Source organism: Borrelia sp. RT5S, from assembly GCF_021165755.1.
Taxonomy (GTDB): domain Bacteria; phylum Spirochaetota; class Spirochaetia; order Borreliales; family Borreliaceae; genus Borrelia.
Map to the genome: position 1 here is coordinate 680434 of NZ_CP088936.1, position 17477 is coordinate 697910.

Below are 17477 nucleotides of genomic sequence, written 5' to 3' on the forward strand. Positions count from 1 at the left end.
TTATTTAAGTTATAACTATCTGCTCCAAGTCTAATTCTTTAAAGTTTGGTAGGGCTGTATAGATTCCATTCTGAGAGTCAGACTGACTTTCTGTTCCCTTCCCAAATGCCCTTGTAAAGAGGTATAGTATCCCTCCGAAGTTTTTATCGTACTCATCCATGTTCTTAAATAGTATTTTTCTTAGCCCCAGTGCATAAATTTTGTATTGTAAATCATAACGTTCTTGTTTCATTACTTCCTTTAAGTTTGCCAGATGATAGTCCCGTATGTTTTGTCCAAGATAATTTGTTTTATAGTCTAGAATGTATACCTTATTATTAATTTTAAAGGTAAGGTCGATTATGCCTTTGATGTATCCGCCTTTCAAATCTAAATTAAGATTTTTGTAATTCAAAAATAGGTTCCTCTCTTCATTAGGTTTGCTATCTATTTTAACTAAAAATTCCATTTCCTTTTGTAATTCCTGAAGATCGCATAACCTTGCGTCAATAAATTTAATTTTTGTGTTCAACATATTGTAAACCATTTGTAAAAGTGCTTCTTGTATTTCAGATGTGTTTAGATTTGAATTGAAATATCTTATCTTTTTTTGTACGAGATTTAGGCTCATTTCTTGAAAAGTTTCAAAAGTGCCTTTTGCAACGCTAAAATCTATGTCTTCCATAATAGCATGCAAAATATTTCCAATATCTTTACCCCTTGGAAGTGTTTCTTTGATAAAATCATCATTAGCATAATCTGCGTCATCTCTTGCGTCTCTATTTGTGTAATATATTGATTTATGAATTGCTGCAAGGCTTGTATAGCTGTGTGTATGTTCTTTTTTAAATAAACTCTTATTTATTGGGGGCGGCGGAATTAATGCTACATTTGTGTTACAGTCCGTATCTAGTTTATTGAATTGATGAGTTTGTAATAAATTGTGTACATTAAAGTCTAGGTTTATACCGGCAATTGTTTTTGTTTCTGCTAGAGCTAGCATTATTTGCGTTATTTTTCCTTTATTGATAATAAATAGTGCAAATCGAGCCCTTGTTGCTCCTACGTAGAAAAGGTTTTTTTCTTCGTTTAAGAATTTAAGTGTAGCAAATTCTTGGTTTTCTTTTAATTTTAAAAAATCATATTCTATTTTGTCTTCAGAACAAAATTTATAGAATGGTTCGGATGGCTTGAGTAAGGTTTTATTTTTATTGTCTTGAGGGTCGCCTATTAGAAATACAATGTTAAGGCTTAGTCCTTTTGATTTGTGAATTGTAAGTATTTCTATGGATTTACTATCTTTAATTTCTTGCTTATCTTCGTCTTCTTCAAAGTCCTTGTTGATTATGTGGGCTTCTAGTGTAGATATTACTGATTCTACATTCTTTTCCTTGTAGTAAATTTTGGAAATGAGATCTAGGCATGCCTCATGATTATTAAGCTCTTCAAATTTTCCCTCATTTATTAGTGTTTCTCTATAGCTTCTTTTTGTGATTGCAAATTCGCTAAAGGGTGGACTACTAAAATTTTTTGCCAGTTTTATCCAGAAATTTTTGTTTGATATAATCATTTCTATTGCTTTTATTAGTGTTATTTCTTTATTCTCAAGTAAGTATATGATGTCACTAATGGATTCTTCTATGTAGTGGATTTCATTTTTTTCCATGAAGTCCAGGTACAGCTCCCAGGGAAGATTTATTATTTTACTGGTTAATACATAGTTTAAAGTTTTAAATTCTTGATTTCTGTCTAGACATTTGATTAAATAAAATACCTCACCAAATTCTTTCGTTTTAAAGAATGATCTTTCAGTTTTGTTTGTTTTAATATTTTCGCTTTGGAGTGCTTTATCTATTAGAGTCATTTCTTTTGATGTTCTACAGAGTATTGTAATATCGGATTCTTTAATTCTTCTAAGGTTGTCATCATCGTATATTTTTCCATTTGTTAGTAAATATTTGATTGTAAGTGCCGCTTTTTGCATAGCGTTTTCATCTCTTTCAGCCTCTATTATGTTTATTCCTTCTATTTCTTCATCGTTTATAAAAATGTTATTTTTGTCATTTTTAGGTTCTGTTTTTGAGCTACTAAATTCAATTTGTTCAATTTTTGATGTCCATGTTTTATTGTAGATATTGCTAAACATAATATTTAAAGGATCAACTAACTTTTTATTTGATCTATGGTTTATGCCTAAAGTTATTCTTGCCTCTTCCTTTGTTTTATATTTTATTCCTTGGTTATAAAATGAAACATCAGCATTTCGGAATGCATAAATTATTTGTTTAGGGTCGGCTATAAACACTAGTTTTATTCCACAAGAGTTGAGAATTTCAAATATTTCTATTTGCACAAGGTCTAAATCTTGTGCTTCATCTATTAGTATTACTTTATATCTACTTTTTAGTGAATTTAATAAGGTCTTGTCAGGAGACTTGAGGTGTTTTCTAAAGTTCAGTATTACGTGTTTTTGATCTATTGTATTTGTTGCACTAATAACGTTTGCAAGTTCTCTTTCTATATATTTAAGGATTTTATGTTTAACACTCAATTTAATATATTTTCTGAGTTTGCTTTTCTGAATCTTTTTCTTATCTAGGTTTTGCTCTTTGTCTGTATTTGTCTCGCGACTAAGCTCTATTAAAGAATTTTTAATCCATATTTCTTTATCCAAGAGAGTAGTATTTTTATTGATATTGGATGTTATTATTTTGTGTAAGAATTTGTTGTTTATAAGTACTTCTGTTATCTTTACTATGTCTCCTTCTTTTCTATATTTAATTTCTGAAATTTTAGTTCCTTGATTATGTTTGTTAAGAAAAGTTCTCCTTTCTTCCATATTCATTGTGTTTAGTGTTTCTACTATTAGGTTATATTTCTCAATTAGTTTGTCTTTATTGGTAAGTATGTTTTGAAAAATAGTTTGTTTCTCTACCCATTCTCCAAGCTCTACTGTCTTGTCTCTTTTATAAGCATTTCTTATGCTTCTAATCATCTCGTCTGTGTTTCCAAAATTGGATTTAAAGATTTCAAATTCATAATTCTTTATTGCTAATTCTTTTTTAAGTCCTTCCGTTTTTCTTAAGAGTTCGTAGACTATTTCATCTATTTCTGATGTGAAATTCTCTTTTACTCTATATTGAGAGAAATTCTCTGTTTCAATTTGAAAATTATTTAGGGAATGTAATGCAAATTTGTGTATAGTTGAGATGAAAATTTTATTTGATTGTGTGTAAATTCTCTTTAGTAATTTTTCTGTTTTGGAATTGTTGTATGCATTCTCAATTGACTTTAATATCCTGACATGCATTTCTTCTGTTGCCTTTTTTGTAAATGTCAACACCAAGATCTCGCTTGGAGAGTATATTTTGTTTGTTAGCAAGCTTGTAATTGTGTGTTCAAGTGTGTATGTCTTTCCAGTTCCTGCTGATGCCTCAATTAATATTTTTTCGTTTTGCTCAATTTTATCCAGTATATCTTGCATAAAAAATTAACTTTGCGTCTTTATAAATTTAATATAAAAATCTTTTAGTAGTTTTTCTAAGGATTTATCTATGCTTAAATTATTGGTATCTTTAAATCTATTGTAATAAGGGCACCATGTAATGTCTTTTTGTGCAAGAAAATACTCCATATTTTTTGTAGTAGCAAGGCTTTTCTGAGGATATCTTATCTGTGCTTCTAGTTCGGTAGAAAATTCATTTATATCTTTTATTTTAGTTAAGCTTTTATTTATTAAGTCTTTGTAGATGGGAGTGGGGTAACTTGAGATGTATGCAATTTGTTTTAATAGGTTTTCAAGCTCTGAAAGATTTATTGCTGTGCCCTCATAGGCATTATCAAGTGACAATTGAGCATTTTCATAAGAGATTTTAATTTCCTGAATTGAATTTATATTCTTAACCTCGCTTTTTAAAATTAGTCCTAGTATGTATAGGTCTATTTTCCTGGCAATAGTGTCCGTTCTGTGTTCTTTTTTTTCCAATGAGCAGTAATAGTACCTATTATCGATCTTATATATGTTTTGAAGACTTCCATTTAATTTAAATTCTAATGTTTCGTCTTCAAAACTAATAGGTACTATTTTATTTAATGTAATATTGACCATCTCCATTTTAAAAAATTCTTGAAAATTTATTTCAATGTTATTTTTTATTTCATTAAGTTTTGATACGAATTCTTCCTTAATCACTTCTCTTTTGAAATTCAGAGGAATCACTCCTTTTTGAATTTTATGCTCAATTATGCTATCTATTCTTTCAAGTATTTGATGTTCACCAATTTCATTTTTTATATATTTGTGTAGTAATGTAAAACTGTCCATCAAACTGTAGTTAAAGTTAATAATATCTACAATTTGTTCCTCTTGTTTTTCTTTAATTTCATTAACTTGGCTTATGTCTTTAATGTATACATTTAGTATTTTTTCATAAAAGTATTTGTATGGGTTAGTTATGGCTTTATTGATATCCTTTATGTCTAGTGAGATTGGCCTCCTTAATTTAACTCTTTTTTGTATAAATTTTGTATAATTGCCATGCTTTAGTGATTCTGCGATGCAGAAGGCATTTTTATCATAGTTTATTAAATAATTAGCTTTTGGTTCTTTAAAATATTTAAAATCATAATTTTCTCTTGGGTGTGTCTCAATTTCCACTTCTTGCCCCATATCTTTTATGTAATCTATTATTTTGTGTATTACTTTGGGTTTGTTAATATCCGGATTTAAAGATTTGCTTAGTGAATAATAAAGATAAAATTTATTTGATGCCGCAAAGATTATATTGATTAAATTTGAGATGTTATTTTGTTCTACATTCGCATAATCATAATATTCATTTAGTAAGTTCATGTTATCCAAGGCTATGTTTGAGTTTAATTTATCAGCTCCTAGAAAGTGGATTTCAGATTTCAGTAGATACTCGATTTTATCACAGCTAGCAACAAGTATTCCCATGTTTTGATTCATTAGTTGATATGATTTTTGTTCTAGACTTTCTTCAAACATTATTTTAAAAAGAGCAAATTCGACTTTTGTATCTTTAATTTTTTCCATGTAATCTTTGTAAAGATTTTCATTAAAGTCTCTTGAAAAATTTTTGAGGTATTGTACTCTTGTCCTTATGTATTCATCAATTTTGTCGTCATCTTCAAGCTTAATGTATTTATTTATAAATATTTCTATTATTTCTGCCCATTCATATACTGTGTATTCCCTTCCTCTAAAATAAGTTATATCTTCATACAGACTGCTTATTATGGTTTTTAGTTGTATTACTGAAGTTGGGTCCTGAAAGCTTATATTTTCTTCAAGATTTTCGTTTTCATATTTTTCATTAAAGATTTCAGACATTAAGAATCTGTTAAAACCATCTTCCCATGAATTTAAAAAAGTTTTGTCATATGATAAATTTTCTTTATGAGCGTCATTCATTCCGAAATTAATATTCATGGCATCACTAAATGTTATTAAGTTTTGCAATTCATTTATTGATATATTGAATTTATTCATAACCTTTGCACTACTTAAGAATTCAATTATTTCTTTTCTATTAAAGTTGCTAACAGTACCTTTGTTTGAAATGAATAGTTCCATTAATTTTTTTAAGGCCACCACACTTTTACTTTTTGAAATGTCTTTATAATCTAGTACATTAAAATCAACATCGTATTTGTTTAAAAATTCTTCTATGTATGGTAGGTATATGTCAATTTCTTTTGGAAGACAGGTTATTACGATGTCGTTTAGTTTTAAATTACTATTTTGTGTTGAGTATAAAATATTATTTACCAAAATTTCTACTTCTCGTCTTTGTGTTGATGCTTCTATTATTTTAAAACTGTTATCTGGGCTTAACAGGGCAGTTTGTGCTATGATGCTATTTTTAAGGCTTGCTAGGAAATTTTTCTCTTCAAATAAGTTAGTGTCAATTTCTTTCTCTATTTGTACCTCTAAATTGTGTTTTTCTATTTTTGTTGGCAGAAGTTCATCTATTAAAACAGACTGATATTGAGTTACGTCTTCTAAAACTAGTTCATGGACTTCAAGTTTGAAAATTTTTTGCAAGTAGTACAATATTTTTTTGTCAGTTTCTCTGGCCTCTCCAATAATTATCAGTTTTTTTGTTTCAATGCACTCAGGAACGCCTTTTATTTCATTTTCTATTTGTTCATATAAGTCAAAGATGTTGATTTGGTTTTCAAATAGTTTTTTAAACATTTCCTTTTGCATCAACTCATATCGAGAGTTAATTTTGTCCTTAAATAAGGTCTTGCCCTGTCTCCAATTCTCAATTATTTTAAAAAATTTATCGTAGTATTTGTGAAACAAAAATACTGCCTTTGATGCGAAAATATATCTGTTTCTTATTGATTTGAATCGGTGAACGTTTTTTATTTTATTTTCTTTTAATATATTGTAGAGAATAAACTTTTCTGTTCCTGAATAAAGAAGCAATGTATTACTTTCCAGAAAGCGTTTTATGTTCCGGTTTTCTACTAAAAGATTGTATATGGTTTTCATTATGTTTTGTTTTATGTTGAGATTGTACGAAATTCCATTTAAAGACGCTAAATATTTCTTAATTTCATCTTCTAGAATGTTGCTATTTGAGATTATGACAGTTTCTTTTCTAAATATGCCATCATCTCTGATCAACTCTTGGATTCTATTATAGATCGCACAAACTTTGTTTGTTTTGTATATCTTATACATAAATTAATTCATATAACTTTGCTTTCTTGAATTAGTTTGTTTCTTAAGTTTCTTAGGTTCTCCGTAATACTTACTTTGTATATGTGGGGATTTATTACTCTTTTGTATGTGTGATCAATCTTTTTAAGATCGCTCTGAACCCTGTGCCTTAAATTTTCCAGGCTTATTTCTGCTATTTGATTAATTTTATTGGTTTCAAAGTTAGTATCCATTAAAAATTCGAAGCTTTCATAGGATTTTATTGCTTTAAACACGTTTTCTTGTAAGGGGTGATAAATTGTGAATTTTTGTCCCAAATTTAACATTTTCCTTATCTCTTCCTCTTCTTCTTTTAAAAAGATTAGGTCAAAAATCATTTGATCGTCAGAATATATTCTGACAATCCTTTTCTGAGAGGGTAGGGTTGATTTTTCGATGTTATTTGATATCTTCATTTTAGGAACAAATCTTCCATTTTGGTCAATTGATATCATTTTATACACTCCTGAGAGGCTAGGGTCTCCTTTTGCTGTAACTAAATGAGTCCCTACTCCCCAAAAATCAATGGGAGCATTAATTGAGTTTAGGTACATAATAATATCTTCATCAAGTTCGTTAGATACAATGATCTTGACTTCATAAAGACCATTCTTATTAAGTTCTCTTCTTACTTCTCTACTTAAGTATTCAAGATCTCCGCTGTCAATTCTGACAGAAAAATTTTGATTTTCCTTGCTCCCTAGTGATTTGAAAACTTTAATTGCATTCTTAATCCCGCTGTTAAGCGTATCATAAGTGTCAATTAGCAAGCTTACATTATTTGGATATGTTTTTGCGTATTCCCAAAAAGCTTCTTCTTCACTTTTAAAACTCATCACCCAACTGTGGGCCATTGTGCCAGTGACTGGAATATTGTATTTGTATCCTGCAAGTACATTGCTTGTAAAGTCAGCCCCTCCTATGTAGGCGGCTTTACTTGCTGAGAGGGCTCCATTAATTCCTTGAGCTCTTCTGAGACCAAATTCAGCTATGGTTTGAGCTCCTGCCTCTTTAATTCTTGCTGTTTTAGTTGCAATGAGGCTTTCAAAATTTATGATGTTTAGTACTAGTCCTTCTATGAGTAAAAGCTCGATGAGGTTTCCTTCAATAATTAGTATTGGTTCTAAAGGAAAGACAATTCTTCCTTCGTTTATTGAGATTATTTTTATGTTCAGCTTAAGCGTCTTTAAGTATTTTAAAAATCTCTTATCAAAGTGTTGCAGTTTTTCTAAGTATTCAATTTCTTCTTCTTTAAAATGGAGTTCTTCTATGATTCTAACCAATGTTTGTATTCCTGCTAGAATTATGTACCCATTTTTAAAGGGTGTTTTTCTGAAAAACATTTCAAATTGTGCTTTCGGGTTGATGTTCTTTACAAAATAGGCATTCATCATCGAAAGTTCATAAAAGTCTGTAAACAGGGACATGTTATCCATCTTATACATTATACATTATGTCAATCTTTGCTTCTCAATTTACATATTAGATCGATTAAATGTGTTTAAACTGAACTTAAAGTAAGAGCAACTGTTCTTATGAAGAGTATTTCATAGTTTTTAGCTTTGTGATAATAGTATAATTTGTTTATTGGAGATAGTTTGTGATGCAAAAGAATGTATCTGGTTTCGATATTGTAATATTTGGTGTAACGGGGAATTTATCAAGAAGGAAGCTTATTCCTTCCCTTTTTAATTTGTATAAAGATGGTTATATTAGCGATTTCAGGGTCATTGGGTTTTCACGTAGAATTTTTAATGACGAGGAGTTTAGGGTCTACATTAAGGATGCTTTGTGGCAAGAAGAAGAACTGACCTTGGTAGACGATTTTTTGAAGTTTTTTGTTTATTTGGCAGGAGATTTTCAAGAAAAGGAAGCTTACGTTGCACTGTTTAATCTGTTGGGTAAGACAAGAGAGAGGGTATATTATTTGTCAACTTCTCCTGAGTTTTATGAGGCAATAATTGAAAATTTAAAGCCATACTCATTAACCGATATGCCTTCATGTTCCAAAATAGTGCTTGAAAAGCCTTTTGGCAGCAGTCTTGATACGGCTAGGTACCTAAACTCACTTCTTTATTCCGTTTTCAAAGAGAATCAACTCTACAGGATAGATCACTATTTGGGCAAGGAAACGGTTCAAAATATTTTTACATTCAGATTTGGAAATTCTATTTTTGAAAACATTTGGAATAATCGTTATGTAGATTTTGTTCAAATTACAGTTGCTGAAGAAGTAGGTATTGATGGTAGATTTGAGTATTATGATTCTGCAGGTGCCTTGAAAGACATGTTTCAAAATCATATCTTGCAGCTTTTAAGTCTTGTTGCAATGGAGTCACCTATTGGATTTAATTCAGACTTTATTCATGATGAAAAGGTCAAGGTTTTAAAGAGCTTGAAAAAATTTGACAAAGAGGAAATTGAAAATCATATTGTTAAAGGACAATATGTAGGCTCTCGAGTACAAGGGCTTTTAAGAAAAGGATACAAGGAAGAAGCTAAATTTTTAAAGTCTTCGAATACTGAAACTTATTTGGCAATGAAGGTATTTATTAATAATTGGCGTTGGTCTGGCATTCCATTCTATATTAGAACGGGAAAAGCACTTGTAAGGAAATTTTCAGAAATATATATTCAGTTTAAAAAACCAGACTTCACTCTTTTCAACACTACGCTGAATAATATGTCAAATGCTTTGATTTTCAGAATTCAACCAAGAGATGGGATTGAGATTAAGTTTAATACTAAGAGACCAGGATATAACTATGAGATGCAGGAAGCTAATATGGAATTTTCTTATCACTCTTCATTTAGTAAATTTTTTGGAGAATCTTATGAGCGTTTACTTCTTGATGCTTTTTTAGGAGATAGAACCTTATATGCTCGTAATGACGAGATTGATAGTTCTTGGGAATTTGTATCAGATATTCTTAGTAAGTGGGGTAGTGTTAAGAATTGGGATTATTTTTATGGATCCGAGGGCCCACGACAGGCAAACGTGATTTTAGAAAAGGGCCATTTTTGGCGCAGGATGTAAATGCAAAAATAGTACATTTACATCTACGTACCTTTTAATTTGGAAATAGAGATAGACTTAAGGTAACAGTGTTGTAGTTTTTTGTGTTAAATAGAATCTGTTTTTTTGATTGTATTCATTTATTTGTGGAAGATTCACTGTGATAGATTAGGGGGGTAAGTAGTTTATTGTTTGAGGGTGTTTTGTATGAGGAATGTTGATGTTAAGATTAGACCAAATTTTTTAGGGCTGTTGCCTTTCATTGTTTTTGTAGTAATTTATTTGGGAACTGGGGTTTATTTGGAATTTAGAGGTGTAGAAATGGCTTTTTATCAGCTTCCTGCAAGCGTTGCAATGTTTATTGCGTCCATTACGGGGTTCTTGGGTTTTAGGGGAAAATTAGAGGATAAAATTCATAGTTTTGTTCAAGGGGCTTCTCAATATGACATCATTTTGATGTGTCTTATTTTCTTACTAGCAGGAGCTTTTTCTACACTTTGTAAAGAAATAGGCAGTGTTGAAGCTGTTGCTAACATTGGGCTTAGATATATAGGCTCCAGATGGGTCGTTTCAGGCATATTTTTAATTACTTGTTTTATTTCTTTCTCAGCAGGAACTTCTGTAGGGGCAATCGTAGCAATTGCTCCTATTGCTTTTGAAATAGCTAGTCGGATCGGTTCTAATTTAGGTTTAATGGCTGCTGCTGTGATGTGTGGTGCCGTATTTGGGGATAATCTTTCTTTAATATCAGATACAACTATTGTTTCAAGTCGTACTCAGGGTAGTAGTATTGCAGATGTTTTTAAGGCTAGTTTTGTTTATGCATTCCCAGCAGCCATATTTACTTTTTTCGGATTTTATTTTCTCTCAGGTGATTTGACTACTGTGGAATCTTTGGTTAGTAGTTCAGTAGACCTAATTAAAGTAGTGCCTTATCTTTCTGTTATTGTTTTATCCCTGTTGGGGTTAAATGTTTTTTTTGTTTTATTTGTAGGCATTCTCTTTGTATGTGTTATTAGTATTTTTTATGAAAACTTGCAATTTTTATATGTGATGAAAAAAATTAGTGAAGGCTTTCTAGGTATGGGTGACTTAATTTTTCTCTCAATACTTACAGGAGGGGTGTCTTTTGTTGTGATTAAAAACGGAGGGTTTAAGTGGGTTTTAGTTAAGCTTAAGACTTTAATACGAGGCAAGTGCTCTGCAGAGTTCGTAATAGCATCCCTTGCTTCTGTTGTTGATGTTTTTCTGGCTAATAATACGATTGCCATTCTTATTTGTGGCAAATTTGCAAAAGAAATATCTGTTAAGAATGAGATATCCTCTTGTAGGAGTGCTTCCCTTCTAGATATTTTCTCTTGTATTTCCCAGGGCTTTATTCCATATGGGGCTCAAATGATAATTTTAATAGGATTTTTTGATGGACTTGTCTCTCCTATGGATATTATATCGTTTTTAATTTATCATTTTTTTTTGCTACTTTTTGTGATTTTATCTATGGTTGGCCTTGATATTAAAAGATTTTCTTGGTCTTTTTCTAGGAATTAAGATAGTTTAAGTTATATAGGAGGTGTTAATGGACACGAGTAAATGTGTGGCACCGAATTTTCTAGGACTTGTTCCCTTCATTATTTTTATTGTTGTCTATATTGGAACTGGGGTGGTTTTAGAAATTCAAGGTGTTAAGATGGCTTTTTATCAAATGCCACCCATAGTTGCTATGCTATTGGGTATTGTTACAGCATTTCTTTTATTTAAGGGTTCGTTTACAGATAAGATAAATGAGTTTATTAAAGGATGTGCACAGTTTGATATTACATTTATTTATTTAATATTTATGATTTCAGGTGCTTTTTCTTCTGTTTGTAAGGAGATAGGTAGTATTGAAACTGTAGCGAATATTGGACTTAAATATATACCTTCTAATTTATTGGTAGCAGGTATATTTTTAATATGCCTTTTCCTCTCTACTTCAACTGGTAGTTTTATGGGTACTGTTGTAGCTATTACTCCAATCGGGCTTGAGATAGCAAATAAAAGCGGAATTCCTTTGCCAATGGTTGCAGGGGCTGTGCTTGGAGGAGGTGCTTTTGGAGACAGTATGTCTTTAATATCAGATACAACCATTATCGCCAGCCGTACTCAAGGAGTTAAGATCAGGGATGTTTTTAATAGTGGAGCTTGGTTTGCAATACCTGCTGCTGCAATGGCGACCGTAGCGTTTGCTATTGTAGGTTCGTCTGTTTCAAATGTCAATTTTGTAGTTGATCTTGCGGATATTAATTATTTGAAAGTTCTTCCTTACCTTTTTGTTATAGCTTTTGCGTTCCTAGGAGTAAATGTGTTTTTGGTTTTATTTCTTGGGATATTGATCGCTGGTGGTATTGGTATTTTGTGCGGCGATTTAACTTTGCTTTCAATGTCTAAAAATATTAATAGAGGTTTATTGGATTTAAGTGACATGATTATTCTTGTTATTTTTACAGGAGGAGTGTCTTACATGACTATTAAACATGGAGGATTTGAGTGGGTTTTAAGCAAGGTGAGATTTTTGGCTAAGTGTAGGAGAAGTGCTGAATTTACGATTACTTTTTTGATAATTATGGTGACAGGTTTTCTTGCAAATAGCGGGCTTGCGATTTTAGTTAATGGAACTGTAACCAGGGGAATATCTGAGGATAATTCGATATGTCCTAAGCGATGTGCGGCCTTGCTTTCTGTTTCTTCTTGTGCTTTAATAGGCACTCTACCATACGGCATGCACATGATAAGTGTAATAAATCTTGCAAAGGGGGCCATATCTCCAGTTGATATCATCTCATTTTTGTTCTATCAAGCTTTTCTAGGTATCATCATCATTTCTTCTATAATTGGTGTTAGTTTAAAAAAGCATATTTTGCGTTTTGCTAGAATCTAGGAAACAACCTTTAGAAAGGTTGTTTCCCTTTAGATAATTTTCAGGAAGCTAATTCTACATATATTTTTAGTTGTTCTTCTTTTACTTCTCTAGGTACTGTTTTAAATACTTCCAGTTTTGAAAAATCTTTTGGAAGAAATTTTTCTTCTAAGTATAATTTCATTTCAGGATTTTGCTCTGCCTCATCTTTTAAACGACTCAGCACATTTTTGTTTGGGGAATTATATCTTGTCTCTTGAAAGTTTGCGTAAGATGCTTCATTCTCATAAAGAAAGTTTATGAATTTGTAAGCAAGTTCTTTGTGAGGGGCGTCTGATGGAATAGCCATTACGTCAATCCAGAGATTTGTGTCTTCAGGAGCATAAAAATCTAGATTTGCGTCTTTCATCATCGCGTCTTGAGCCTCTCCGCTCCATGTTAACTGAATAGACGCCTCTCCATTAAGTATTAGTGATTTTGCAGCAATATCTGAGAAATAGCCTACCAGCAAAGGGTTTTGTTTTTTTAATACTTCCCCGGCTTCTTTTATTCTTGATATGTCGTGCTCATTAAATAAATAACCAAGTTGTTTAAGTGCAACTCCAATATTTTCTTTTGGAGAATCCAGCATTGCAATTTCTTTGCTATATTTTTCGTTAAATAGGATATCAAACCCATTCATGTCTTTTGCGTCAATCTTTGTTTTATTGTAAAGTATTCCCATTACCCCCCAAAACATAGGTATAGAGTAAGCATTTCCAGGGTCATACTCTAGGTCCTTAAGTTCTTCTAAAATATTTTCTCTTACAGTTGGCAATTTTTCGTGGTCTATTTTTTCAATTCTATTTTCACTTGCCAATTCCCCGATTAAATACTCTGAGGGCACTATTATGTCATAATAACCCTTTGTGCTGTTGAACTTTGCCATCATTTCTTCATTATTATTAAAGATTTCATAGTTTATCTTTACATTATTTTCTCTTTCAAATTGAGCCAACAAGTCTTCATCAATGTATTCTGCCCAATTAAGAATATTAAGAGTGTCTTTTTTCTCTCCAGGGTTACAAGATAGAATTATTAAGATTAATATTACTAATATTTTTTTCAAAATTAAACTCCTTTTATCTAAATTTCTGTGTCTGTTGTTAATTTTTTAATTCCTACAAATTTGTTAATAATAAATAAAAGACTAAGTATTACAAAAAATAAGATGGAAGAAATTGCATTTATAATAGGTTTTATTCCTCTCTTTGTTAAAGAATTTATAAGTATTGATAAGTTATTAAAGCCTTGTCCTGTTGTAAAAAAGGATATTAAAAAATCATCAACGGATAATGTAAATGCAATAAGTCCGCCTGTGGCTACGCCTCCAATTATTTCTGGGAATATTATGTTTTTAAATATTTGACTCTCTGAAGCTCCAAGGTCGCGAGCTGCATCAATGATATTTTCTGGAAGTGAATATAGCTTGGGCAAAATTGTTATTACTACATAAGGTGTTGAAAACATTATGTGTGACATTAACATGGTAGAGAATCCTAGCTGTATTTTTATAGCTGAGTAAAATGTCATCAAGCTAATACCTGTTACAATATCAGGATTAATTATCGGTATTTTATTGATCGATAGCAGAATTGTTTTTATTCTTCTATTTTTGGTTTTATAAATGCCATAGGCACCCAGGACACCAATTGCAACAGAAACTAAAGATGATATTATTGCTACGGATAGAGTATTGTATATTACGGTCTTTATTTGCTGTGATTCAAAAACTTCCTTGTACCATTTTAAGCTAAACCCTTGCCAAAAAAAGCCATGATCCCCCGCGTTGAAGGAGTAAACTACTAAAATTATTATGGGAGCGTAAATAAATCCAAATGTAAAGAATAAAAAAGTGTTTTTTAGTACGTTAAGCATATTGATTCCTTATTCCACACTATTTTTTTGCATTAATCTAAGTATTGTGAGGTTAAACATTAATATCACTAACATGACAATAAAAGAAATAGCAGCTCCAGTATGCCAATCTTCTACGAATAAGAATTGTTTTTCAATTAAGTTTCCAATTAAAATTTGTTTAGAGCCACCTAACAAGTCTGAGATGATAAATACCGTAATGGAGGGAATAAATACCATTATTATTCCTGTCGCAAGATAAGATAATGTCAATGGTACCTTTACGTACAGCAAAATTTGCCACATTCTTGCTCCAAGATCCCTTGCACCTTCAATATATTCAGGCTTAATCTTTAAAAGACCTGTGTACACAGGTAGCACCATAAATGGCAGAAAATTGTATACCATGCCGATTGTTACAGCTTGCTCATTGTAGATTAAATCCATGTTGGGAAGTCCTATTGCTTCAAGCAGGTTATTAATAATTCCATTTCTTCCTAATATCCGTATCCAAGCGTAAGTTCTAAGCAGGGTATTAACCCACATGGGAAGTATTATCATTATTATGAGTACGTTTTGAATACTTTTTTTCGATATTGATATGAACCATGCCGTAGGATATCCAATAAGAATACAGAAAATGGTTGCAATGAACGCGAGTTTAGTACTTCTTGAAAAAATCCTTAAGTAACTTGGTTCTAGTAGTCTGTTAAAATTTGCAAATGTAACTTCATTATTTTCATTAAGGAATCCAAGCGTTATGATTATGAGAAGCGGGATTATAACAAAGATTGACAAAAATAGAACATATAGGACCAATGTTATTCTGTTCATCATTATTGTTTTTTACCCATTACATGAATGTCGTTAGGCTCTAGGAATATATCAACTTCTTCCCCGACTCTCGTAAGTTTTGTACTCTGGATTAACCAGTTGGATTTTGCAATCTCTAGTGTCATTTCGTAGTGAACACCCTGAAATATCGCCGAGGTTATAACTCCACTTAAGTGTCCCTTACCCTTGGGAAGTATCTTTACATCTTCTGGTCGTATTACAAGGTCAACTGGTTCCTTATTTTCAAACCCCTTGTCAAGGCATTCAAAATTTTTGCCAAACATACTAACAATAAACTCGTCCTCGTATGTTCCGTCGAAAATATTACTTTCTCCAATAAAATCAGCCACAAATTTTGTATTAGGTTCGTTGTAAATTTCCTCAGGTGTCCCAATTTGAAGAATTACTCCCTCATTCATTACAACTATTCTATCACTCATTGTTAAGGCTTCTTCTTGATCATGAGTAACATAAATAAAAGTGATTCCAAGCTTCCTTTGTATATTTTTAAGCTCTCTTTGCATCTCTTGTCTCATCTTTAAATCAAGTGCAGAGAGTGGTTCATCTAATAGCAAAAGTTTAGGCTCCATAACTATTGCCCTTGCGATTGCAACTCTTTGTTTTTGTCCTCCCGATAATTCATTAATGTTTCTATAAGCGTATTTTTGCATTCCAATCAAAGAAAGAGATGAACTTACTTTTTCCTTGATCAAATTTTTGTTTATTTTCTTCATTCTAAGACCGAATGCAATATTGTCAAAAACATTCATATGTGGAAACAGCGCATAATTTTGAAATACAGTGTTCAGCTCTCTCTTATTAGGGCTAATTTTTGAAATCTCTTTCGACAAAAAGTAGATCTCACCATCCCTTTGACTTAAAAAGCCTCCCAGTATCTTAATAAGAGTGGTCTTCCCACAGCCCGATGGACCAAGTAGTGTAATAAATTCATTTTTTTTAACTTTTAAATTAACTTTATCTAGAGTTTTACTACCGCTATCAGTGTAGCAATGACTTAAGTCCTTAATCTCTAGGATAAGACTATTCAACTAATGGGACCCTCCTTTTTTACGCATGCATCAGTAAATTGCACAGTAGTGAATTATACTTTATATTAATTCTTATGTAAATAATTTTAATTTAATGTTGTTTTGGTATGTTAAGGTCGAGTATTATTTTTCCAAACTTGCCTTCTCTATATTCTTTTATTAGTGTTTTTGATGTTCTCTGCATGTCTATTTTGCATTTTTTATTCATAAACCCCCTTACCTTTGCAAATTCCTCCAAAATTTTAAGTGAATCCGTTGAGGCTATTTTATATCTATTTAACAAATTGTTTTTGTTATTATTGTGCATTTCTTTAAGCAAGTAGAGCGCAAGTTCCGTACTGTCTATTATTTCTTCTCTTATCATGTCTAGTATTGCAAGTTTTTTTGCAATTTTCTGGTCTTCTAAATTGTGCCATAATAAACCGGGAGTATCAAAAATATTAATTTCTTCATTTACTTTAACGATTTGTATATTTTTTGTATGCCCCGGTTTATTTGCAACACTTGCGCTTTTTTTCCCTACCAGTAGGTTCATTATTGATGATTTTCCAACATTTGGAATTCCAATTACTAAGACTTTTATTTTCTCTGTGTAAGTTTTGATTTTTTTCACACTTGCTGTTTTTTTAATTTTGTCTATTATCTGTTTCTTCATTCCTTTTTTGTAAATATTGCTAATTATTACGTGATCACCAAGAGAATCAAAATATGACCTCCATTTTAAAATTTCTCTTTCAATTGTAAGATCTGACTTGTTTAAAAGTATTATTTTTTCCTTTCCTGCATTTTTAATGATTTGTTCGGTTAGTGGATTTTTACTACTAAGTGGCGCCCGCGCGTCAAGGATTTCCAATACGATATTTGTTCTATTAAGATTTTCGTTGATTAATTCCAAGGCCCTTTTCATGTGGCCAGGAAACCAGTTTATTTTGCTTGACATGTTTAGATTATAGTTTAATATAAACATGTCAAGCAAAATTTTTGTATTTTTGTGTTCTTAAATCTATAATGGATTATACTTTTTGAAAAATTGTATAGGTCGCATTGATCATATTTAAATTCTGCAAGAAGTTA

At 31.2% G+C, this 17477-nt stretch carries 11 protein-coding genes; 3 read left to right on the forward strand and 8 right to left on the reverse strand.

The features are described from left to right. Positions 1-4 precede the first annotated feature (4 nt). From recB to LSO06_RS03300, 3 genes are read right to left on the reverse strand one after another with little or no spacing between them, the layout of a single operon-like run. Positions 5-3463, reverse strand: coding sequence for an exodeoxyribonuclease V subunit beta (gene recB, locus LSO06_RS03290; RefSeq protein WP_231760630.1), 3459 nt, complete (start codon positions 3461-3463; stop codon positions 5-7). Between the two features lie 6 nt (positions 3464-3469). Further along, positions 3470-6694, reverse strand: coding sequence for a PD-(D/E)XK nuclease family protein (locus tag LSO06_RS03295; RefSeq protein WP_231760631.1), 3225 nt, complete (start codon positions 6692-6694; stop codon positions 3470-3472). Positions 6695-6702: 8 nt separating this feature from the next. Next, positions 6703-8148: a nicotinate phosphoribosyltransferase gene (locus LSO06_RS03300; RefSeq protein WP_231760887.1), complete on the reverse strand. Its 1446-nt coding sequence runs from the start codon at positions 8146-8148 to the stop codon at positions 6703-6705. Positions 8149-8315: 167 nt separating this feature from the next. Here LSO06_RS03300 and zwf point away from each other — a divergent pair, with 167 nt between their 5' ends. The 3 genes from zwf to LSO06_RS03315 all read left to right on the forward strand — a co-directional run bounded on the left by zwf (position 8316) and on the right by LSO06_RS03315 (position 12645). After that, on the forward strand, positions 8316-9749 hold the full coding sequence (gene zwf / locus LSO06_RS03305; RefSeq protein WP_370639798.1) for a glucose-6-phosphate dehydrogenase: 1434 nt from the start codon (positions 8316-8318) through the stop codon (positions 9747-9749). 186 nt (positions 9750-9935) lie between these two features. Beyond that, positions 9936-11276, forward strand: coding sequence for a Na+/H+ antiporter NhaC family protein (locus tag LSO06_RS03310; protein ID WP_231760633.1), 1341 nt, complete (start codon positions 9936-9938; stop codon positions 11274-11276). Between the two features lie 28 nt (positions 11277-11304). Beyond that, a complete protein-coding gene (locus LSO06_RS03315) occupies positions 11305-12645 on the forward strand; it encodes a Na+/H+ antiporter NhaC family protein (protein ID WP_231760634.1) in 1341 nt (446 codons plus the stop codon). 40 nt (positions 12646-12685) lie between these two features. Here the strand turns inward: LSO06_RS03315 and LSO06_RS03320 are convergent, their stop codons facing one another. From LSO06_RS03320 to ylqF, 5 genes are all read right to left on the reverse strand, one after another. Further along, positions 12686-13732, reverse strand: a complete 1047-nt coding sequence (locus LSO06_RS03320; RefSeq protein ID WP_231760635.1) for an ABC transporter substrate-binding protein — start codon at positions 13730-13732, stop codon at positions 12686-12688. A gap of 17 nt (positions 13733-13749) precedes the next feature. Next, entirely contained in the window at positions 13750-14541 is a 792-nt protein-coding gene (locus LSO06_RS03325; protein ID WP_231760636.1) for an ABC transporter permease, read from the reverse strand. Positions 14542-14550: 9 nt separating this feature from the next. Then, complete coding sequence (locus tag LSO06_RS03330) at positions 14551-15354, reverse strand: ABC transporter permease (RefSeq protein ID WP_231760888.1); 804 nt, start codon at positions 15352-15354, stop codon at positions 14551-14553. A gap of 2 nt (positions 15355-15356) precedes the next feature. Then, positions 15357-16403, reverse strand: a complete 1047-nt coding sequence (locus LSO06_RS03335; RefSeq protein WP_231760637.1) for an ABC transporter ATP-binding protein — start codon at positions 16401-16403, stop codon at positions 15357-15359. Between the two features lie 91 nt (positions 16404-16494). Next, complete coding sequence (ylqF, locus tag LSO06_RS03340; protein WP_231760889.1) at positions 16495-17343, reverse strand: ribosome biogenesis GTPase YlqF; 849 nt, start codon at positions 17341-17343, stop codon at positions 16495-16497. Between the last annotated feature and the right edge of the window lie 134 nt (positions 17344-17477).